This window comes from Paraburkholderia silvatlantica (assembly GCF_003096715.1).
In the GTDB taxonomy this organism is placed as follows: domain Bacteria; phylum Pseudomonadota; class Gammaproteobacteria; order Burkholderiales; family Burkholderiaceae; genus Paraburkholderia; species Paraburkholderia silvatlantica.
Genome location: NZ_QEOL01000040.1, coordinates 1 through 21,284 on the forward strand (window position 1 = coordinate 1; position 21,284 = coordinate 21,284).

At 61.2% G+C, this 21,284-nt stretch carries 21 protein-coding genes; 8 read left to right on the forward strand and 13 right to left on the reverse strand.

The window, feature by feature from the left end; all coding sequences use genetic code 11:
- Positions 1-514: 514 nt before the first annotated feature.
- Entirely contained in the window at positions 515-736 is a 222-nt protein-coding gene (locus tag C7411_RS34665; protein WP_110388691.1) for a hypothetical protein, read from the reverse strand.
- Positions 737-897: 161 nt separating this feature from the next.
- Positions 898-1,344: a hypothetical protein gene (locus C7411_RS34670; RefSeq protein WP_110388692.1), complete on the reverse strand. Its 447-nt coding sequence runs from the start codon at positions 1,342-1,344 to the stop codon at positions 898-900.
- A gap of 321 nt (positions 1,345-1,665) precedes the next feature.
- Between C7411_RS34670 and C7411_RS34675 the strand changes: the two genes are divergently transcribed.
- Complete coding sequence (locus C7411_RS34675; RefSeq protein ID WP_110388693.1) at positions 1,666-2,502, forward strand: spermine/spermidine synthase domain-containing protein; 837 nt, start codon at positions 1,666-1,668, stop codon at positions 2,500-2,502.
- A gap of 34 nt (positions 2,503-2,536) precedes the next feature.
- Here C7411_RS34675 and C7411_RS34680 read toward each other — a convergent pair whose 3' ends face one another.
- Positions 2,537-2,734, reverse strand: coding sequence for a ribbon-helix-helix protein, CopG family (locus C7411_RS34680; protein ID WP_042263483.1), 198 nt, complete (start codon positions 2,732-2,734; stop codon positions 2,537-2,539).
- Between the two features lie 319 nt (positions 2,735-3,053).
- Between C7411_RS34680 and hyfB the strand changes: the two genes are divergently transcribed.
- From hyfB to C7411_RS34710, 6 genes are read left to right on the forward strand one after another with little or no spacing between them, the layout of a single operon-like run.
- The gene (gene hyfB, locus C7411_RS34685; RefSeq protein ID WP_110388694.1) at positions 3,054-5,060 is read left to right on the forward strand and encodes a hydrogenase 4 subunit B; all 2,007 of its coding nucleotides are present in this window, start codon (positions 3,054-3,056) and stop codon (positions 5,058-5,060) included.
- Positions 5,054-6,004: a respiratory chain complex I subunit 1 family protein gene (locus C7411_RS34690; RefSeq protein WP_110388695.1), complete on the forward strand. Its 951-nt coding sequence runs from the start codon at positions 5,054-5,056 to the stop codon at positions 6,002-6,004. Before hyfB ends, C7411_RS34690 begins: the two co-directional genes overlap by 7 nt.
- Entirely contained in the window at positions 6,005-6,664 is a 660-nt protein-coding gene (locus tag C7411_RS34695; protein WP_110388696.1) for a formate hydrogenlyase, read from the forward strand.
- Complete coding sequence (locus C7411_RS34700) at positions 6,657-8,120, forward strand: hydrogenase 4 subunit F (protein WP_110388697.1); 1,464 nt, start codon at positions 6,657-6,659, stop codon at positions 8,118-8,120. Before C7411_RS34695 ends, C7411_RS34700 begins: the two co-directional genes overlap by 8 nt.
- Positions 8,121-8,123: 3 nt before the next feature.
- Complete coding sequence (locus tag C7411_RS34705; protein WP_110388698.1) at positions 8,124-9,686, forward strand: hydrogenase large subunit; 1,563 nt, start codon at positions 8,124-8,126, stop codon at positions 9,684-9,686.
- On the forward strand, positions 9,686-10,195 hold the full coding sequence (locus tag C7411_RS34710; protein WP_110388699.1) for an NADH-quinone oxidoreductase subunit B family protein: 510 nt from the start codon (positions 9,686-9,688) through the stop codon (positions 10,193-10,195). The genes C7411_RS34705 and C7411_RS34710 overlap by 1 nt, the downstream gene beginning before the upstream one ends.
- A gap of 2 nt (positions 10,196-10,197) precedes the next feature.
- Here the strand turns inward: C7411_RS34710 and C7411_RS34715 are convergent, their stop codons facing one another.
- Together C7411_RS34715 and C7411_RS34720 are read right to left on the reverse strand one after the other, a co-directional pair.
- Positions 10,198-10,509 (reverse strand): hypothetical protein, encoded by a 312-nt coding sequence (locus C7411_RS34715; protein ID WP_110388700.1) that lies wholly within the window; start codon positions 10,507-10,509, stop codon positions 10,198-10,200.
- A 523-nt stretch (positions 10,510-11,032) separates the two neighbouring features.
- Positions 11,033-12,499 (reverse strand): metal-dependent hydrolase family protein, encoded by a 1,467-nt coding sequence (locus C7411_RS34720; RefSeq protein ID WP_243413446.1) that lies wholly within the window; start codon positions 12,497-12,499, stop codon positions 11,033-11,035.
- 492 nt (positions 12,500-12,991) lie between these two features.
- On the opposite strand from C7411_RS34720, the gene C7411_RS34725 reads away from it, so the two are divergent.
- Positions 12,992-13,333 carry a BON domain-containing protein gene (locus C7411_RS34725; RefSeq protein ID WP_110388701.1) on the forward strand — a complete coding sequence of 114 codons (342 nt, stop codon included), beginning with the start codon at positions 12,992-12,994 and terminating at the stop codon, positions 13,331-13,333.
- 610 nt (positions 13,334-13,943) lie between these two features.
- Here the strand turns inward: C7411_RS34725 and dhaK are convergent.
- The 8 genes from dhaK to C7411_RS34765 all read right to left on the reverse strand — a co-directional run bounded on the left by dhaK (position 13,944) and on the right by C7411_RS34765 (position 21,213).
- A complete protein-coding gene (gene dhaK, locus C7411_RS34730) occupies positions 13,944-14,933 on the reverse strand; it encodes a dihydroxyacetone kinase subunit DhaK (RefSeq protein WP_110388702.1) in 990 nt (329 codons plus the stop codon).
- Positions 14,934-14,947: 14 nt separating this feature from the next.
- The gene (dhaL, locus tag C7411_RS34735) at positions 14,948-15,586 is read right to left on the reverse strand and encodes a dihydroxyacetone kinase subunit DhaL (RefSeq protein WP_110388703.1); all 639 of its coding nucleotides are present in this window, start codon (positions 15,584-15,586) and stop codon (positions 14,948-14,950) included.
- A complete protein-coding gene (locus C7411_RS34740) occupies positions 15,583-16,602 on the reverse strand; it encodes an ABC transporter ATP-binding protein (RefSeq protein WP_110388704.1) in 1,020 nt (339 codons plus the stop codon). Before C7411_RS34740 ends, dhaL begins: the two co-directional genes overlap by 4 nt.
- Complete coding sequence (locus tag C7411_RS34745; RefSeq protein WP_110388705.1) at positions 16,595-17,710, reverse strand: ABC transporter ATP-binding protein; 1,116 nt, start codon at positions 17,708-17,710, stop codon at positions 16,595-16,597. Before C7411_RS34745 ends, C7411_RS34740 begins: the two co-directional genes overlap by 8 nt.
- Before the next feature lie 3 nt (positions 17,711-17,713).
- Complete coding sequence (locus C7411_RS34750) at positions 17,714-17,908, reverse strand: hypothetical protein (protein ID WP_110388706.1); 195 nt, start codon at positions 17,906-17,908, stop codon at positions 17,714-17,716.
- On the reverse strand, positions 17,905-18,858 hold the full coding sequence (locus C7411_RS34755) for a carbohydrate ABC transporter permease (RefSeq protein WP_110388707.1): 954 nt from the start codon (positions 18,856-18,858) through the stop codon (positions 17,905-17,907). Before C7411_RS34755 ends, C7411_RS34750 begins: the two co-directional genes overlap by 4 nt.
- On the reverse strand, positions 18,855-19,811 hold the full coding sequence (locus C7411_RS34760; RefSeq protein WP_110388708.1) for a carbohydrate ABC transporter permease: 957 nt from the start codon (positions 19,809-19,811) through the stop codon (positions 18,855-18,857). Before C7411_RS34760 ends, C7411_RS34755 begins: the two co-directional genes overlap by 4 nt.
- Before the next feature lie 70 nt (positions 19,812-19,881).
- Positions 19,882-21,213: an ABC transporter substrate-binding protein gene (locus C7411_RS34765; RefSeq protein ID WP_110388709.1), complete on the reverse strand. Its 1,332-nt coding sequence runs from the start codon at positions 21,211-21,213 to the stop codon at positions 19,882-19,884.
- Between the last annotated feature and the right edge of the window lie 71 nt (positions 21,214-21,284).

Here is a 21,284-nt window from a genome sequence, read left to right on the forward strand (position 1 = left end):
ATTTTCGCCGCCTTCCACGCGCCGAACAGCCAGCCCGAACCGATGATCGACCCGAGGCCGGTGAACATCAGCGCGAACGGGCCGATGTTCCGTTGTATCGATTGCGTCACATTGTCTCCAATTATGGACAGCGCGAGCGAGCCATACCGGAGTACGGCATCAATGTACCGTACCGGACCTTTCCACGCGGGTGGCCGGCCCTCAAACGCATGTCCTTGTTGTAATGCCCTGTTTACTGCTGGGATGCAGAAGCAACCGCAATTGCTGCGGAGACGCGATGATGAAGGGGCCTGACGTAATCGTCTAATGCTGTGTCGGCATGGATATATGCAAACTTTGCATAAGAATGGTGTGCGGGTGAATCGCAATGCATCGGACAGGTCCTGATCACCGGCGCTTCAAGGGACTGTCGCATGCAACAGCCGAAGTGCACGAAACCCTTCGGCTCGACCGGCTCGCCGAAAAGGGATTTCCTCTACGATATCTTCGGCGTCGAGCTGTCGCACGTTTGCCGCTATTTCCGGCTTTTCAGGAATGCCCGTCCGGAAGCCGTAATCGTAATATTGGAGCGCGCGCCGGATGGATAGCCAACGTACCCGGCACTGATCAATTCCCGTGTGACCGACCAGCCGAGTGCCGGCGCGTCTCTCCCGTAGCGAACTTCTGCGAGGCGTTCCAGCGCCCAGATTGCAGAGGTGGAAATGGTTTGCTCATTTGGCGTATCGTTGTCGATCATCGCACCTCCAAAAAATTAACTCGTAGTCGCTGCGGATTGCAAGGCGCCCCACCATCAGGCGGAGTTCGACGCGCCCTGTCGTGTCCAGTCGGAGCTCGCACCGATCTCGATGCACACGGCAGCTTCCACGAGATTCCAAAACCCCAGGCAGGTCACTGGATTCAGGACGAAGTATCGATCTGGCAATCCGTGAGAAATGACCTGAGTTCGCCTTCCCACATCGGGTCCTGCAGGTCGATGCTGGCGCCAGCGAGTCGCTTCATTTCGAGGTTCAGGTACACCGCTTCGAGCGATCGGGGCCATACCGCTTGCGCAAAAAACCGGTGGTCCATGTCCAGGACGAGCCACGGATGGCGCCGGAACCGCGCGCTGGCGACCGAGATTGCATCCAGCACGTGCCGGGCCGATTCCCTTGGATAGACGAAGGCCAGGTGGATACCGGTCGCCGCGAGTTGCTCGCCGACGTCATGGAACCGGTGAATCATCTGGAACCCCCGTTCGCCGCCGCGCCCGACTCCCACCAGGACCAGCCCCCGGCTCCCAGCTATTTCCCGCAGGCGCACCAGGCGCCTGTCGGGCAGCAGCAACGCTCCATCCAGATCGAACATGACGACATCCTCAGCGAATCCGCCCGCAAGTTCGCTGAAGGGCGGCGAACATCATTATAATACGGAAGTAATTTAATGTGTCTTACATTATAATGCCATGTACATCTTCAGATGATCGCCCCCCCGGCGAGGTATGCCCCATTTTTTCCGATTGACCCGACACTGTTTCAATGGCATCTGCAATGAACGCCGCCTCCGCAGGACGCCGGCAGCTTCATGCTCAAGGCCTGTTTTCTGAAGAAGGCGTGACCTGTAGCACAGCACCCACGCGAAACGCGGCAGCGTTTCACGCACTCGTTTGACTACCTGGATATATCGAGAATGGACGGTGACCAGACATCCTGTGACGCATTCGTCGAGTTCCTCTCTACGCCATTAAATGACGGGCGGCCATTTGTGCTGGAAACGCAGCACGCGGTGTCCCTGCACTTCGATCACTTTGCCACCCAGAGTTGCATGTCGCTTCGTGCGCCGGACAGGCTCGCGCTCGGCTATACGCGCACGATGATGGGATTCCTGCTGCTGCAGCCGGCTCCCCAGCACATCTGCATGATCGGGCTAGGCGGGGGCTCACTGGCAAAGTACTGCTATCGGCACCTTCCTGAAGTGGAGATCACCGCGGTCGAGATCGATCCCGAAGTCATTGCCCTGCGCGATGTGTTCAGGATTCCTGCGGACGACGCACGCTTCAGGGTGCTGTGCGCCGATGGTGCAGACTACATCTGCAATGAGAGCGTCGCAGCAGACGTCATCCTGGTTGACGCCTACGCGCCGGACGGGATCGCACGCCAGTGCACGGATATTGCATTTTTCTCTGCGTGCCGCGAACGGTTGACGAAGACGGGAGTGCTTGCGATCAACTTTACCGACGACGAGCCGGCACTGGACCTTTACGTGGAACGGCTGAACGCCGTGTTCGGTTCCTCGTACACGGTGGTCCGATGTGCGGACGACAGCAATTTCGTCGCTTTCGCCTGGAAAGGCAGAGGCCGCCTGCCGTCTTCGCGCGTCCTGCTGGATCGCGCCTTCTCGTATGCGTGGGCGGACGACCTGAGGCTGCCCTCAACTGCCAGACGCCTGAAAAGCGGTATGAGCCTCGACCCGAAGCGGTTAATCTGGCGCGAAAACGGTCACGCGCATTGGGAGCAAGGCACCTGATCTTGCCCGCAGGCGCAGTCAGCCTCAGTCAGCTTCAGTCGGCACTGCGCCCGACCCGCTTTCCGAGCGCGCTCTTCGTCTTGTAGGTCACGCCATGACGTTCGAGATATTCACGGATCAACTGCCGGACAACCTGCGATGGCGTCAGATCCTGCGCGGCACAGAGCTTCTCCAATGCCTCCTTCTTGGCGGGATCAATCAGGATAGTCAAGCGCGCGGTTTTCGTTTCCATTGGGAGCAGGAAATGGCAAGTATGATAATCGAATTATAATACACCCGCCCTCAAATCCAATGGCAGCGCCAGCGATTCACGCAGGCATGGCGACCGGCGCGGTCGACACGTAACCCACGCTCCTGAACCCGGCGGCGCCTGTCAACCTCCCACTGGAAATCCCCACTTCTCTTGCCTCATGTGGTTTGCATGATAACGTCATTATCATATCCTGCCAGTCACATTAAACTTTCGATGTAATATTATGCGCAAGACCGACCCGGTGTGCCGGGCTCGGTCCATGCCCCCGTCCAATCCGAGCGCACTGGAGACATTCCGGATGGCAAGCGTGCCTGGCGTGCATTTCGTCCTGCTGGTCGTAGCTGTCTGGCTCGCGGTCGGCGCGCTGGGCCTTGGGGTTCTGCAGCGCACGCGGCTTGTCGCACACGGTCTGTTTCCGCTGGGCGCGCTGGCTGGATTGCTGCTGGCTGCGGCCGGTCTTGCCGGTGTCTTCGCCGAACCGTCCACCCTGGTGCTGCCGGTGGGCCTGCCCGGTCTTCCCTTCCATCTGCGCCTCGACCGGCTATCGGGCTATTTCCTCTTCGTGCTCGGCGTCGTCAGCGCGGGAATCGGTGCCTTTTCCGCCGGCTATTTCCGCAAGGGCGAAGGAACCGCGCCTGGGCTCATCTGTTTTGAATATCACGTGTGCGTCGCAAGCATCGCGCTTGTACTGGTCGCGGACGACGCCTACGTGTTTATGGTTGGCTGGGAAACGTTGACGCTGTCCGCAACGTTCCTCGTGATGACCAACCACCGCATCAGCGAGATCCGTCGCGCCGCCTACCAGTATTTCCTGATTTCTCACGTCGGTGCGCTCGCGCTGCTCCTGTGCTTTGGCATTCTGCAGGCTCGCACCGGAGACTACACATTCGCCAACATGCGCGTGCAGTCGCTCGACGCCTTCTGGGCATCGCTCGCCTTCCTGCTTGCGCTGACCGGGTTCGGCGCCAAGGCGGGCGTGTTCCCGCTGCATGTCTGGCTGCCTGATGCCCATCCGGCGGCGCCGTCGCCCGTGTCGGCACTCCTGAGCGGATTCGTGCTGAAAGTCGGCCTGTACGGCATGCTGCGCACCGTGTTCGACCTGTTGCACGTGCAGATCGCGTGGTGGGGCGTGCTGCTGCTCGTGCTCGGCGTGGGGACGACGCTGCCAGGCGTGGTGTTCAGCACGATCCAGGTGGACATGAAGCGCCTGCTCGCGTATTCGTCGATCGACAACATTGGCCTGATGATCACTGCGCTCGGGCTCGCGGTGCTGTTTCGCGCATGTGGCATGCCGTACCTCTCGGCTCTGGCGCTGACTGCAATGCTCTACCAGATCGCTGCGCATGCGTCGTTCAAGAGTCTGCTGTTCCTGGGTACGGGCGCGGTACTGCATGCCACCGGGGAGCGCAATCTTGGAAAGCTGGGCGGCCTGATCCGCTTCATGCCGTGGACCGCGTGGGCCGTGCTTGCCGGCGTCGCCGCCAGCGCCGGCTTGCCGCCACTGAGCGGCTTCGTCGCTGAGTGGCTCCTGCTGCAGAGTTTCCTGTTCGCGCCGGGCTTGCCGAATTCCGTCCTCGCCATGACGGTGCCGATCGTGGCCGCGCTGGTTGCGATGTCGGCAGCGCTCGCCGGATACACCATGGTCAAGTTCTTTGGCATCGTGTTCCTCGGGCAGCCGAGGGAAGCGAAACTGGCTCGCGCACGCGACGCGAATGCGTGGGAGCGGCTCGCGTTCTACTGGTTCGCCGTGGCCGGCGTGCTGCTCGGGCTGATGCCCGTGCAGTTCGTCAAGGTACTGGACCCGGTCACGCGTGCGCTTGTTGGGAGCGGCGTCGCCGGCAACCATCACGGCTGGCTGCTGTTCGCGCCGGTGTCGACTGCGCGGGCAAGCTACATGCCCGCCGTGTTCATGCTTTTTTTCGTTGCCTGCTGCGCGCTCGCCTGGGTCCTGGTGCGGCGCTTCTATCACGGCCGGATGCGGCGCGTGGCGGCCTGGAGCTGCGGCTTTCCGTTCACGACAGCAAGAATGCAGGACACAGCCGAAGGGTTCGGGCAGCCGATCCGCGAGATCTTCGCGCCGCTGCTGCGCGTCGAGCGGCAATTGCCGTCGCCGTTCGATGCACAACCGGTCTACCGCGTGTCGGTCACCGACCGCACGTGGTCCATTGTCTACGACCGTATCGCGGCGCTCACGCTACGCTTGGCGCAATGGGCCGGGCGGCTGCAGACAGGCAAGATTGCCGTGTACCTGACCTACAGCTTCGCGGTACTGATCCTGCTCCTGATGCTGGTGAAACGATGGTGAGCCTGTCCGGCGTAATCTCGCAGGCCCTCGAGATCGTTGTGGCGCTTGCCGGCGCCCCCCTGCTCACGGGCTGGATCAACCAGTGCCGCGCGTGGCTGCAGAACCGGCGTGCGCCGTCCATCTGGCAGCCGTACCGGATGCTCCACAAGCTGTTCAACAAGGAGTCGGTCGTCGCGCATACTGCAAGTCCGGTGTTCCGTGGCGCACCCTACGTCGTCTGGGCGGCAATGACGCTTGCGTGCGCGATCGTGCCGACGCTGTCGACCGAACTGCCGCTGTCGCCCGCCGCAGACGCGATCGCGCTCGTCGGCCTGTTCGCGCTCGCGCGGGTCGCGTTGTCGCTCGCCGCGATGGACATCGGCACCGCGTTCGGCACGCTCGGCGCCCGCCGCGAGATGCTGATCGGGTTCCTCGCAGAGCCAGCGCTGCTGATGGTACTGTTCTCGACTTCGCTGATCACGCAGTCGACACTGCTCACGAGCATCGTCGCGACACTCGGTCGAGGCGAGCTCACGATCTATCCGAGCCTGGCCTTCGCGGGTATTGCGTTCACGCTGGTATCACTCGCCGAGAATGCGCGCCTGCCCGTCGACAATCCGGCCACCCACCTCGAGCTGACGATGATCCACGAGGCGCTGATCCTCGAATATTCAGGGCGGCACCTCGCGCTGATGGAATGGGCGGCGAGCCTCAAGCTGTTCGCGTACTCGTGCATTGGTCTGGCTCTGTTCGTACCGTGGGGCATCGCCGGCGCAGGCAACCCGCTTGCGCTGCTGCTCGCGCTGCCCGTGCTCTTCGTCAAGCTGATGGTGGGCGGTGCGACGCTTGCCGCAGTCGAAACCGCCAACGCGAAGATGCGGATCTTCAGGGTTCCGGAGTTTCTCGCCACCGCTTTCCTGCTTGCGGTAATCGGCATGCTCGTGCATATTCTGCTGGGGGCATGAATGCACGGTTACGCAACGCAATTCATCAACTTCCTCGCGGCCGTGCTGCTTGCGTTGTCGTTCGCGATGCTGAGCCAGCGCCGCATTCTTTCGCTGATTCACCTGTATACGCTGCAGGGTGTCGCGCTCGTGCTGGCAAACCTGATCCTCGGTTTTGTGACGGGAGATGCGCACCTGTACGTGTCCGCCGGACTGACGCTCGTGCTGAAGGTCGGCGTGATTCCGTGGATCCTGTACCGGCTCGTGCGCAGGCTCGACGTCCAGACCGATGTCGAGCCGCTCATCAACATTCCGACGACGATGCTCATCGGCATCGTGCTGGTGATCATTGCGTTTAATGTCGCCTCGCCAATCAGCCAGCTCGCGACCTCGGTTGCGCACGGAACACTCGGGATCGCGCTCGCGTGCGTGTTGCTGTCGTTCATGGCGATGATCACGCGCGCGAAGGCGATTCCCCAGGTGATCGGCTTCCTGTCGATGGAGAACGGGCTGTTCTTCGCGGCAACGGCCGCGACCAACGGCATGCCGATGATCGTGGAACTCGGCATCGGGCTGGACGTGCTGGTTGGGTTGCTGATTCTGGGCGTGTTCATGTTCCAGATCCGGGAGCAGTTCGACAGCCTCGACATCCATCACATCGAGAAACTCAAGGATGAGTGACGCCCACGTCGTGCTCGCCGTACTCGGCATTCCGCTCGTGGCCGCCGCCTGCCTGGCAGGCACGCGACCCAGCCATGTCGCGCGTCATCTGAACGTCGCCTTCAGCTTCGCGACGTTCGCGGCGACACTCGTGCTCGCCGCGCGCACCGTCGAACGAGGGCCGTCGTTTGCGTTCGGACGAACATTTTTTGTCGACCCGCTCAACGTGTACCTCGTCGCGCTGACCGCGTTCGTCGGCTGGACGACGTCGCTGTTTTCGCGGCCATACATGCAGGTCGAAGAGGCGCGCGGCCGCATGACGCCAAAGCGCACGCGGCTCTATCACAGCATGTACCAGCTCTTCATGTTCGCGATGCTGCTTGCGCTGCTGACCAACAATCTCGGCGTGCTGTGGGTCGCGATGGAAGCCGCCACGCTCGCGACCGTGCTGCTCGTCAGCGTCTACCGGACAGCCGCGAGCCTCGAAGCCGCATGGAAGTACTTCATCCTGTGCGGCGTCGGCATCGCGCAGGCATTGTTCGGTACGATCCTGCTTTACCTCGCTGCGAGCCGGCAGTTGAGCGGCGATGATGCGCTGCTCTGGACGAGCCTGGCCGCCGCGAGGACGCATCTTGACCCCGGCATCGTATCGATTGCCTTCGTGTTCCTGCTCGTAGGCTACGGCACCAAAGTCGGTCTTGTGCCTATGCATAGCTGGTTGCCGGACGCCCATGCCGAAGGCCCGACACCAATATCGGCAGTGCTTTCGGGGTTGCTGCTGAACGTCGCGCTGTACGCGGTGCTGCGCTGCAAGGTGCTCGCCGACGGCGCACTGGGCAATGGCCTGCCGGGACAGTTGCTGGTCGGATTCGGGCTCGTGTCGGTACTGATTGCCGCGTTCTCGCTGTTCCGCCAGAAAGACGTCAAGCGGCTGTTCTCCTGGTCCTCGATCGAGCACATGGGACTGGTGACCTTCGCGTTCGGACTGGGCGGCCCGATCGCGACGTTCGCCGGGCTGCTCCACATGACAGTCCATTCCCTGGTCAAGTCGGCGATCTTCTTTACGGTCGGCCACGCGGCGCAGAAGGCAGGCACCCAGGCGATCGACGGTATTCGCGGGCTGTTGCAGGTCAGCCCGACAGTCGGCTGGGGAATGATGCTCGGCGCGCTCGCGATTCTCGGTCTGCCTCCGTTCGGCGTGTTTGCAAGCGAGTTCCTGATCCTGACGACCGCCATGAATACGATACCCTGGACGGCGCCCTTGCTGCTGCTCGGGCTCGCTGTCGCATTTGCGGCAATCTTCGCGCGCGTGCAGCGAATGGTGTTCGGTGGAACGACGACGGCAAAACCGCTCGAGCATCGCCCGGCGCTGCTGCCGGTATTCGTGCATCTGGGCCTCGGGCTGATGCTCGGTCTTTATGTACCGCCTTACCTGGCAACGTGGTATCGCCAGGCCGCGACGATGCTGGGGGGCTGAAGCATGCGACTTGACACGGCACAGATCGAAGGCGCAATCGGGCTGTCCCACGCCATTGGACAGATTCCCGCTGTCGTCGCCGACGTCAACGAAGCGCGCTGGCTCGAAATCGCACACATGGCGCGCTCGCAAAGCAGCCGGCTCATTGCGATGTGGGGCAGCGAAGCGCTCGAAGGGAATGATTCGGCAAATGCCGCGTACGAATGTGAAGACGGGATACTGTGGGCGCGTCTTGCGACGCAGCGTGGCCCGCATCCCGGCGGGTGCTACCCCGATCTTGCCGCCATTTTTCCGTATGCGGCGCGCATGCAGCGCGCGATCTTCGATCTCACCGGCTTGCAGGCCCGCGGCGCGTCAGACACGCGCCCGTGGCTCAATCACGGCAACTGGCCGGCCGATTATTTCCCGTTGCAAAAACAGGCCACCGGTACCGAAGCATTTGAGTCCAGGGAAGCGGATTATCCCTTCGTGCAGGTCGCGGGGGACGGCGTTCACGAAATCGCGGTCGGGCCGATCCACGCCGGCATCATCGAGCCGGGGCATTTCCGGTTCTCGGTGGTCGGAGAAAAGGTGCTGCGTCTCGAGGAGCGTCTCGGCTATGTGCATCGGGGTGTCGAGCGGCTGTTCGAACGAACCCCGGCGTCGGGTGGCCATCGGGTCGCAGGCCGGATTGCGGGCGACTCGACCGTTGCATTTTCATGGGCCTACTGCATGGCACTCGAGCAGGCATGCGGTGTCGCAGTATCGAACCGCGCGCTGTACATACGCGCCCTCCTGCTGGAACGGGAGCGCGTTGCCAATCATCTGGGCGACCTTGGCGCGCTCGGCAACGATGCGGGTTTCGCCTTCGGAATCGCCCAGTTCTCACGACTCAAGGAAGACTGGATACGCATGAACGCCCACGCCTTCGGGCATCGATATCTGATGGACCGGATCGTGCCGGGGGGCGTGACAGTCGATGTTCGCCCCGAGACTGTAACGGCATTGGTCAGGCAGTGCGACCATATCGAGCATGAAGTCGACGTCATGCGCAAGATCTACGAGGACCAGTCGGGATTGCAGGACCGGTTTGCCGGCGCGGGCCGCCTGACTGCCGATGTTGCCGGGCATTTCGGCGTGCGCGGCATGGCGGCCCGCGCCAGCGGCCACACATTTGATGTGCGCGCGGCCTTGCAGCCGGCTCCCTACGACGAAGTGACTGTCAAGGCGGCAAGCGATTCGCGGGGCGACGTCGCCGCGCGCGTTGCCGTGCGTTTCACCGAAATAGACGAGTCCCTGCGCCTGATCCGTGCGCTGATGGTCAATCTTCCGGCCGGACCGCTTGCGGTCGACATGCAGCCGGCAACCGCACCTTCGCGCGGGACAGGCTGGGTGGAAGGATGGCGCGGCGACGTGTTCGTGGCACTCGAGGTCGACGCGGGCGATGCGGTTTCGCGCTGCCACTGCCGCGATCCGTCGTGGCAGGCCTGGCCGGCACTCGAGCACGCGATCATCGGTAACATCGTTGCTGATTTCCCGCTGATCAACAAGTCGTTCAACCTGAATTACGCGGGGCACGATCTCTGATGTGGCAGCTTATCCGGCAATTCGCGCGCACCGGCCATTCGGACGAACCGGCGCCGACAGCAGAAGATGCATGGCGAAACGAGGAGCAAAAGGTTCGTCGCGAAATACTCGATCTCCTCGGGCGCGCGCTGTGCATCCGGCAAATTGATGCGGGCTCCTGTAACGGCTGCGAACTGGAGATCCACGCGCTGAACAATCCTTACTACAACATCGAAGGTCTGGGTATCAGGTTCGTCGCGAGCCCGCGGCATGCCGACCTGCTGCTCGTGACCGGGCCGGTGACGCTGAACATGAAGGCGGCCGTGCTCGCAGCATACGACGCGACGCCAGCCCCGAAGCTCGTTGTTGCGGCGGGTGAATGCGCGTGCACGGGCGGCATTTTTTCCGGCAGCTATGCGGTGTGTGGGCCCGTTTCATCGATCCTGCCGGTCGATGTGGCAATCCCTGGATGTCCGCCGCCCCCCGTCGATCTGCTGCGCGGCATCCTGACGGCCTGCCGGGCGCGTTAGGGTCAGCGGGCGTCGTCACCTATGTGCTTCGCAGAAACGATTTCTTCGCCCAGAGATGCGAAGTAGGCTCGCCAGAATTGCACTGCGTCTTCCGCAGACGCCTGATCTGGAAGAGACTCGATCTCAAAGACGTCGGAGTCCGAAAGGTGTCCAAACATGCACCATCCCTTCAACGCCGCGTCTGTTCCATGCGATATAAGACCTAAAATGGTCGCGCGGCGTTGCTCGATGCTCCCGGCGACATAATCGATAAACAGCCTCGACTCCGATGGTCGGGAGACGCCAAAAACCTGATACCGGATTGCGCTTTCCATTTCCTCACTCCCGTCTTTGTTGGCTACCAGGCGCTGGTCGTACAGCGAACAAGTCGCCTTTTGCTCGCCGCAAGCCCGTCGGAAGGCGCACGCTCGATTGTCGCAAGGGCTTTTGTGCCGGAAGCACCGGCTCCATCGAGCATGCGTTCGAACCCAAAGGCTATAAGAAAAGGACGGGAAATTATGTACGCTACCGCCTATGGACATCACAAAAATCGCGGCTTGAACGCGTCGAGGCGTTCTCCGCTACGCTTGCTGCGCGATAGTTCATACGATAACGGAAGCCGGTCTCAGGAGCGGCGTCGCTTTCAGGGCTTTCGGGATACAGGCGTGGCAAGTCGATCGGATGGTCGTGGAATAAGCAGGCAATTTCATCGTTTGCTCGCTTATCCGTAATCCGACGGTACCGCGCCTTTCCGGGTAGAAAACCTTTCTGGTTACTCGAATTCATGGGCCGAGCGCAAGGATTGCGACGAAGCGCTACGGCAGAACTTGAATCACGAGGGTATCGGATGCCAGGTTTCTAGGTCTGCATGGCATCCTTATAGATGCGCCCATCCTTCATGATCAGTTTCAGGTTCTTGTCGGGATCGGCGAGCAGCGCGACATTGTCGAGCGGGTTACCGTCGACGACCAGCAAATCGGCCCACGCGCCCCGCTCCAGCACACCCAGTTTGGCGGGATAGGGGTTGCGCTCGCCGGAGAGCGCAAGCAGCTCCCCGTTGCGTCCCGTCACCATCCGCAAAATTTCGGCGCCGTTGTACCAGCGCGTCATATTGCCGATCATCAAACCCTGGCGGGCCGTCACGGCCGGCGAAAAGATCAGGTCGGTCCCGAACGCCACCTTCAGCGCGTGCTTGCGCGCGAGCTTGTACATGTTATCGGTGCCCACGATGACTTCCCGGAACTTGTCGAGGACCGGTCCCGTTAGCGGCCCGACGTCGTCTTCGTTCACGAATGGTTGTGTACTCAACCATGTTCCGTTCTTCGCCATGATCTCGGCCGCACGATCGTCCATCAGGTGGCCATGTTCGATGCATTGTGCGCCCGCCGCCACGGCCCGCTTCACGGCTTCCGGCGTATACGCATGGACGGCCACATAGGTTCCCCAGTCGCCTGCCGTTTCGACGGCTGCGCGCAGTTGGGGCTCGGTGAAGGTCAGCATGTCGAGTGGACTGCGCGGCGTGGATACGCCACCGGCTCCCACGAGCTTGATCTGCGTTGCGCCCTGCAGGAATTGCTCGCGCACGCGCAACCGCACTTCGTCGGCCGAATCGGCGATTGCATTCGCACCGGTCCGCTCCTGCTCACTGACTTCGCCCGTGGTACGAGGGATGGCCGTGAGCGGGCGAAAATCGCCATGACCGCCTGTCGTCGTGATCAACGCGCCGGAAGGGTAAATGCGTGGGCCAGGGATCATCCCCGCATCGATAGCCTGCTTCAGTGCGAATGTCGGTCCGCCCACATCGCGTATCGTCGTGAAGCCGCGTAGCAGCGTACGGTGGGCTTCCGCACTTGCGGCCAGATAGACCAGACCCAGGTCGGCCTGCAGGATCGTCTGAATCGGCAGTGCGGCGAGCATGGCATGCCAATGCATCTCGATCAGCCCCGGCATGATCACCTTGCCGCCGCAGTCGACTGTTCGGCTCGTGCCGGCCGCCGGTGACTGGCCTTGCCCCAGCTGCGAGATGCGGCCTGCTTCGACGACGAGATACATTCCGTCACGCAGGGCGGCCGACTTGCCGTCGAACAGCCGGAAATTTGTAAACGTGACGGGCTGCGGCGCAGCGGCGGCGGGACTCGCGCTCTGTGCCTGAACGAGTTCCGGCAGCACGGTACTCAGCATGGTCGCCCCCATGCCGATCAGAAATCCTCGTCGCGCGAGGTCGACGCCGATGCGGCGATTCGCATACTGGGCAAGCGCCTTGTTGCAGAAGCACGAATACAATTGGCTTGTTCTGCCAACGCCACGGTATTTTCCGGAAGCCATGTCTCCCCCATTCGAGTCGAACAGCATGCACAGAAGCGTTGCTTGCGGCATTTGAACAAGCAACTGAAACAGCCAGTGGCCCGCAACGAGACTTGTTTGGAAGTGTGGCTGATTTTCCGCGCGGATGCTCGCACAGCGCCAACAAAAGCTTACATTTTCATTTCTCTCTCGCGAAGTTCGGACTGCTCAATCGCGATGAGGTCGAAGTTGGTGCACGACCTCGTGTCGCCGCCACTGTTCGGTCACGGCCTTTCCTTCGGCAAGAGTGCAAAATCACTCGAGGCTCAGACACTCGTCGCGGAATTTTTCCGTTGAATCTGTCAATGGATGCGCCGGTAAGCGCCAGAATTGCGTTTACCCCACTCTGCGTTTGAGCGGCGACAACATAAAATTGAAACACATCGCCAACCCGTAGGCGGCGCTTGTGTTCCGTTTGTGTCCCTGTGAGACCACTGTTCGGATTCGTCGCAACGCTGAAAAAGGAGAAAGTGTATGAAGGCTATTCAGGCAATCAAACTAATCGGCGGCGCATTGATCGTCGCCGTTTCGGTCAGCGCATGGGCACAGGGGAATGAAACGAGCACGGCGCCGGCCACTTCGCAATCATCGAAGCAGGCCAACCACGCATTGGAGAAGAAGGTGCGTGCCGCGCTGGACCACGCGAAGGACATCAAAGCGGAAAACATTGTGATTCGCGCTCGCGGTGGCGCGGTGACGCTGGAAGGCACCGTTCCGGATTCCTCTCAGGTCGACAAGGCCACTCAAGTCGCTCAGGGCGTTGCCGGCGTGACCTCGGTCAAGAACGCACTGACCATCAAAGAACCGGGTCAGTAAGCCTGGCCTTTGGCGGGGCCGCCCCTTCGTTTGCACGAGGATGCGGCTTCGCCGTTCCCCTGACATTCCGGAAAGCGCCGCCAGGTTTGACTCCCACCTCGACGAACCGTTACATACCCATAATCGTACCCATACTTCCACAGAGCGCACGGCCTGCCCTGCTCGCTCCGCTTCGACGGCGTTTCGCCGGCGAATCCCGCAGCAGATTACCGCTATTGTCGGCAACCGCGCGCACCGCTCGCGGGATACGGCCCGACGCCGGGTTTCGTGCAGGGATAGCCGTCATCCTCCGCGGACTGGCATGCCTGGTCTCGACTTCTGCAGTCCGTTGCCCTGGTCACGTCTGCAGGCGCAGCGAGGCTGCCTCGCCGCGACTGTCGCCAGAGGAGCCCGGAGACTAGCGTCGAATCTCGAACCGTACCGGTCGTTGAAGACAAAATTGCCGGGAACCACTGCAAGGACCGCGGGTTCGGCAGAGGACGGCGCAACCATCGCATCGTTCTGCATGCGGTCGGCAGGACGCCGTGCCGGCAATCCACGCGCTTGCTCCGGCAATAGAACGTTCATGCCGTGCACGGAGTCTTTTCGAGGGCGCCGCGTTCAATACCCGCTATACACCCCACCTCAGCGACGGCGTATGCACCGGACTATCCCAATGCCGCATCATATCGTCGTTCATCACACACAAGGTGATCGACGCACCGGCCATTTCCAGCGAGGTCGTCAGCGAACCGACCTGCACGCGCGCGATCTTCAGGTCGCGCTGTTGCAGCCATAAGCGCGTGGAATTGAACAACAGATACAGTTCGCCGAGCGGCGTCCCACCTAGCCCATTGATCAGGACCAGCAATTCCGCGCCACTCTGTGGTTTCAGATCGGCGACGATCGCCGTCAGCAGTTCTCCCGCGATCGCGTCGGCCGCGGCAAAGCGCGCGCGCCGCCGCCCCGGCTCGCCATGAATTCCGACGCCGACTTCGATTTCATCGTCGCCGATCTTGAACGTCAATGTGCCCGCTGCGGGCACCGTGCAACTCGAGAACGCAACGCCCATCGACGCCGTATTCTTGTTGATGCGGTCGCCGAACGCCTTGCATTGTTCGAGGTCCGCGCCGCTTTCGGCAAGGCTGCCCACCAGTTTCTCGACGATCACCGCACCCGCCACGCCGCGTCGGCCCGTCGTGTAACTGGAGTTTTCGACGGCGACGTCGTCGTTGATCAACACCATTGCATTCGGCACTTCCGACATCTCCGACGCCATCTCGAAGTTCATCAGATCGCCGGAATAGTTCTTCACGATGAAGAGCGTCCCCGCGCCCGTATCGACGGCCTTCGCGGCAGCCATCATCTGGTCGGGCGTTGGCGACGTGAAAACCTGGCCAGGGCACGCCGCATCGAGCATGCCGTAGCCGACAAAGCCACTATGCAAAGGCTCGTGTCCCGAGCCGCCGCCCGACACCAGCGCAACCTTGCCCGGCTTCAGTGTCTTGCGCCGCACGAATACCGGTTCCTGATTCAGCACGACAAGATCGCTATGCGCGGCGGCAAATCCGGCGAGGCTCTCAGGCAAAAAGTCGTCGACGTGATTGATGAATTTCTTCATGGCCTACGCTCCTTTCACTCTCTGTCTTGCGCGAGCCGCGCACATACCGCCTCGATCATCAACTGGCTCGAGCGCGCGCCTGGATCGATGTGACCTCGCGACCGTTCCCCGAGAAAGGACGCGCGCCCCTTCGTCGCGAGCATGTCGCGCGTGGCGAGCATGTTCGCTTGGGCGACCTGCGGCAACGCATCGAACACGGCTTCCGGCGCCGCGTTGGTGTCAGCCAGTTCCGCAAAACGCGACGCTACGGGAATGAGCACGTCCATCATCGTCTTGCTGCCGATGCCCGCCTTGCCGCGCTGAGCGACGGCATCGACACCTGCGGCGAAAATCCGCGCCGCGTCCGCGAGGCTCATCGCGTGCGCACTTGCGGCCGAGGCCTTCGCCATTCCGTGCAGCAACGAAAAGAACAACGGCCCGGACGAGCCGCCGACCGTCGACAGCAGTTTCGACGCTGCAAGGTCCAGCGCGGACGCGAACGCTTCGGCCTCAATCTCGGCGCGCATCGCGAGCAGCGCATCGATGCCGCGCAACAGGTTGAAGATATGATCGCCGTCGCCGATCTGCTGATCGAGCGCCGCGATCTCGTCCGTATGTTCCTTCAGCGTGGCATGCGCAGCCTCGATGCACGCCATGACCGTTTTGCCGTTCATGCCGGAATCCTCCTGCCATCGGAGCGGAAATAAAGAAGGCTGCGCGGCGGCAGCGACACGCCGACCGTTTGCCCAGGCGCAAAATTGCGTTCGGTCATTGTCGTGGCGACAATTGCGGTGCCACCGCGGTCCAGAATCAGCAGATGCCGAAGCGGGGAATATTCGAGCACGCGAAGATTGAGCACGTCTCGCGCATCGGTGGCGTGCAGCACGATGTCTTCAGGACGGATCGCGACCGTCGACGTACCCGCCGGCATCGCGGCGGCATCGAACAGCGCGGCAGGCAGCAAGTTGATGGGCGGCGAGCCAAGGCGGCGAGCCGCGCTGAGGGAGGCCGGATTGCCATACACTTCGCGCGGCGCGCCCATCTGCACAATGCGGCCATGCTCGAGTATGCCGATGCGATCGGCGAGCGTCGTCGCTTCGACCTGATCGTGCGTCACGTAGATGATCGTCGCGCCGATCGTGCGATGCAGTCGCTTCAGTTCGATCCGCAGTTCCTCGCGCAGCTTTGCGTCGAGCGACGACAGCGGCTCGTCCATCAGGAAGACTTTAGGCTCGCGCACAAGCGCGCGCCCAATCGCAACGCGCTGCATTTCGCCGCCCGACAGGCGCGTCGCCGTGTTGCCGAGCTTCGACTCCATGTGCAACATGTGGGCCACCGCCTGCACGCGCGCGGCGACTTGCGCCTCGCTCACGCGCCGCCGCGGCGAACGCAATGGAAAAGCAAGATTGTCGAACACGCTCAGATGGGGATACAGCGAATACTGTTGAAAGATGAACGCAACGTCGCGATCCGCCGGATGCGAATCCGTCGCCGGTTCGCCATCGATGAAGATTTCCCCTTCGTCGGGCTTTTCGAGCCCGGCGATCAGGCGCAGCGTCGTCGTCTTGCCTGCGCCGCTCGGCCCGAGCAACACGACGAATTCGCCCTCCTTCACGTCGATCGATACGTCGTCTACCGCGACGATATCGCCGAAGCGTTTCGTCACGTGGAGCAAGCGGATCTCAGACATAAGCGTCCCCATTGCCGTTTCCATTGACAGCCATCTGCCGCGCCGCGCCCGGGAGCATCTTGCCGCTCGCTGCGTCGTACAGCAGCGTGCGCTCCTTGCGAAACGACAGGCCGACCTGTTCCCCGGCGGCCCGCCCTTCGTCCTTGCCGACCCTCACGCGCACAATGCCAAGCGATGTATCGACGACGAGGATCTGATGCGAGCCGAGATACTCGTCGGCAATCACGCGGCCACGCAAGGCACCGCGCGGGTCGATCAGGACGTGCTCGGGCCGGATGCCCAGCAGCGCTTTCGCGGCGGAGGCATCAACGCGTGGCACCGCCACCGGCGCACCGCCGAGCGACACCCGTTCCGCACCCGCTTCGACGCCGGCGTCTACAGCAAGAAAGTTCATCGGCGGACTGCCGATGAAATTGCCGACAAAAACGGTGGCAGGAAAATGATAGACCTCATGCGGCGACGCGGACTGAAGGACTTCGCCCTGATTCATCACTACGACGTCGTCGGCCATCGCCATCGCCTCACTTTGATCGTGCGTGACGTAGATCGTGGTGGCTTTAAGCGTGTTATGCAGCTTGCGCAACTCAAGACACATCAGCTCGCGGAAATCGGCATCGAGCGTGCCCAGCGGCTCGTCCATCAGGAAGGCCTTCGGATGCCGCACGATCGCACGCCCCAATGCGACGCGTTGTCGGTCGCCGCCCGAGAGTCCGCCCGTCTTGCGGTCGAGTATGTTTTCGATGCGCAGCATCTGGGCGGCGGATTCGACGCGCGTTGCGATTTCCCGCCGCGAAATGCCCTCGTTTTTCAGCGGAAATGCGATGTTGTTGCGCACGCTCATGTGCGGATAAAGCGCGAACATCTGGAACACGAACGCAATGTCGCGCTGCCTCGCGCGCAGCGCCGTGACATCTTCTCCGTCGATATGAATCTGCCCCGACGTCGGCAACTCGAGTCCGGCGATCATGCGCAATGTCGTCGTCTTGCCGCAGCCGGAAGGTCCGAGCAGCACAACGAAGCGGCCGGCGCTTACCGTCAGATTCGTATCGCGCACGGCCGTAAAATCGCCGAAACGTTTGTGAAGATTCGAAAGTACGATTGTCGACATGGCTCAGTCCGGAAAGTGACTGGTCACGACGAAAGCCAGCGCGCCCGCCAGAATCACGGGAAATGACCACGTATAGAGATCGACAGTGAACGGTTGAACGAGCATCGCAATGCCCAATCCGATGAGCACCGTCGACGCGCCTTCACAGTAGCGCCGGCGGAAAAAGCGCCGGCGCGGCAGGGTTGTTTGCACTTTCATTTGCGCACCGCTCCGAAAGTGATGCCGCGCAACAGATGCTTGCGCAGCACGACGGTGAAGATCAGGATCGGCAGCACGAACAGTGTCGTCGCGGCCGCGACGGCTGGCCAGTCCTGGCCGCCCTCGCCGATGATGAACGGAATGAACGGCGGCATCGTCTGCGCATCGCCGCTTGTGAGCAGCAATGCGAACGCGTACTCGTTCCAGGCGAAGATCAGACAGAAAATCGCGGTTGCGGCAATGCCCGTGATCGCCTGCGGCAACACGACCTTGATAAAAGCCTGCAGCCGGGTGTAACCGTCGACGAGCGCGGCTTCTTCATATTCGCGCGGAATCTCGTCGATGAAACCCTTCAGCAACCACACCGCCAGCGACACATTCACGGCCGTGTACAGCATGATCATGCCCACGTAGCTATCGGCCAGCCCAAGCGCGCGGTACATCAGATAGACAGGAATCGCGACGGCAATGGGTGGCATCATCCGTGTCGACAGAATGAAAAACAGCAGATCGTCGGCCAGCGGCACCCTGAAACGCGAGAACGCATACGCGGCAAGCGTGCCAAGGAACACCGCGAGAAACGTCGAACCGAAACCGATCACGAGCGAATTGACGAAACGCGGCAAGACCTTCGACGGCCCCGCAATCACCATATTTCGCTTGCGGACGTCCCGGTCATACCATGTCTGCGCCGGAGGCAGGCTCGCGATGAACTCCGGCGTCTGCCGTGAACGGATCGTGAAAAGATTCACGTAGCCTTCCATCGATGGCTGAAACATCACGACCGGCGGATACGCAATCGCGTCCTCCTGTGTCTTGAAGCTCGTCAGGATAATCCACACGATGGGCAACGTGGCAACGAGTGCATAGGCGACCACGACGATGGCCGCAAACGTCCTGCTGCGCGGTGAGGCGGCTACGACCGATTGTTGAAGGGCAAGGTCTGTCATCGCTGTTTCACCCGGTTGAGTGCCTTCACATAGATATTCGCAGCACCGAACACGACGACGAACAGAATGATCGCCAGCGCAGACGAATAGCCCGTTTGCCACTTCTCGAACGCCGCGCGCTTGAGTGTGATCGACACGGTTTCCGTCACGGAACCCGGACCGCCCGACGTCAGCAGATTCACCATGTCGAACATCTTGAAGTTCTCGATGCCGCGAAACAGAATGGCCAGCATCAGGAACGGCAGCGTCATCGGCAGCGTGATCGACCAGAATTGGCGCCACGGCGAAGCACGGTCCACTTCGGCCGCTTCGTAGATATAGTCGGGAATCGAACGCAGTCCGGCAAGACAGATCAGCATCACGTAGGGCGTCCACATCCATGTATCGACCATGACGATGGTCCACGGAGCTAGCGGCACGTCGCCGATCATCTGAAACGAGTTGGGCGGAATGCCTGTGAAGAAGCTGACGATATCGTTGAACAGGCCCGTCTGGGGTTGCAGCAGGAAAGTCCAGAAGTTGCCGACCACGGCGGGCGACAACATCATCGGCAGCAGGATCAGCGTCGTCCAGAAACTATGGCCGCGAAACTGCCGGTTGATCAGAAGCGCGAGCCCGAACCCGAGCAATACTTCGAGTCCGACCGACCAGAACACAAAGCGCGCGGTAACCTGCATTGCGTACCAGATGTCTTCGTCGGTAAGGATGTCCGTGTAGTTGGAGATGCCGACAAAACGCGCAGGTACGCTCGGCATGTTCGACTTGAAGTTCGTGAACGATAGCCGCAATGCCCAGATCAACGGAAAGATGTTGATCGCAAGCAGCAGGACGATGGTCGGCAGGATGAACAGCCACGCGATCGCCCGATCGGACAGCCCGTGCAGGCGCGCCGCCGCGCGCGGCGGCGCTTTAGCCTGCAACCTTTCCGGAGGAAAAGGCTTGTTTGCCAACATGAGTGACTCCTTTGCGCGGACCGCCCATGGCAGGCAGCCCGGAGCTCTCCGGGTTGAGGTCCCTTGAACCTCAGTTCTTCCCTTCCGCCTTGAAGACCTTGTTCCAGTCCTTGACCAGCAAATCAAGCGCCTCTTTCGAGGTACCTTTGTCGGCTACCACATAGTCGTGCACGCGTTTTTGCATGTCGAGCAGCAACTCGGCGTAGGCTGGCTCTGCCCAGAAGTCCTTCACGATCGACATCGACGTCAGGAAGGCGGGCGCGAACGGTGCACTCTTTGGAAAGTCCGGTGCGTCCACAACCGACTTTGCCGCCGAATAACCGCCGAGTTGCCACCACTTCTTCTGCACATCGCCTTGAGCAAACCACTTGATGTATTCGAGCGCGTCCGCTTTGTGATCCGAATAGGAAACGACTGATATGCCTTGTCCGCCAAGCTGCGTGAACTGCCGGACCTCCTTTGGATTGACGAAGAATCCGATCTTGTCGCCGCCGACATTCGGATCCTTGTAGAGTCCGGGGAAGAAAGCGAACCAGTTCATCTGCATCGCGACCTGACCGGACTTGAACGCATCGAGTCCTTCCTGCATGTAGGCGTTCGTCATGCCCGGCGCGGTGCAGCACTTGTAAAGCGCCTTATAGAACTCGAGCCCCTTGATTGCACCCGGCGAATTCACGAACCCATCGAGATGATATGGCTTCTTGGGATCCTCATATTCAAAGCCAAAGTTATAGAGCATGTTGGTCACACCCATCGTGATACCTTCCGAGCCGCGCTCCGTGAAGATATACACACCGTATACCGTCTTTCCGTCGATCTTGCGCCCCTGGAAGAATTCGGCGGTTTGCTTGAGTTCGTCCATCGTGGTCGGCGGTTCGAGTTCGCGTTTGTATTTCTGCTTGAACTCGGCGCGCAGTTCAGGTCTTGAAAACCAGTCTTTCCGATATGTCCATCCCACCGCGTCCGCCATTGCTGGCAACGCCCAGTAGTTCGGCGTGTTCTTCGGCCATTCCGCATAGCCGACAACCGTTGCCGGCACGAAGTCGTCCATCGATATCTTGTTCTTCGCGAAGAAGTCGTTGAGCTTCACGTAGTGCCCATTGACGGCCGCACCACCGATCCACTGGCTATCGCCGATGATCAGGTCGCACAACTTGCCATGCGAATTGAGCTCGTTTATGAAGCGGTCCGCGTAGCTCGTCCATGGCACGAATTCGAACTTCATCGCAATGCCGGTCTTGGCTGTGAAGTCTTTAGACAATTCGACGAGTGCGTTGGCCGGATCCCACGCAGCCCAACACAGTGTCAATTGCTTGCCTTGCGCGTGCACCGCCGATCCGATGCAAAGCCCCATCGACGCTAGAATCGCCGTGATTACCCTTGCTGACGTAAGACGTAACATTTGTCTTCTCCTTGTCTTTTTCGGGTCTCCAACCTGATGACGGACAGCACCTATGCGCCAGGTGCTGTATT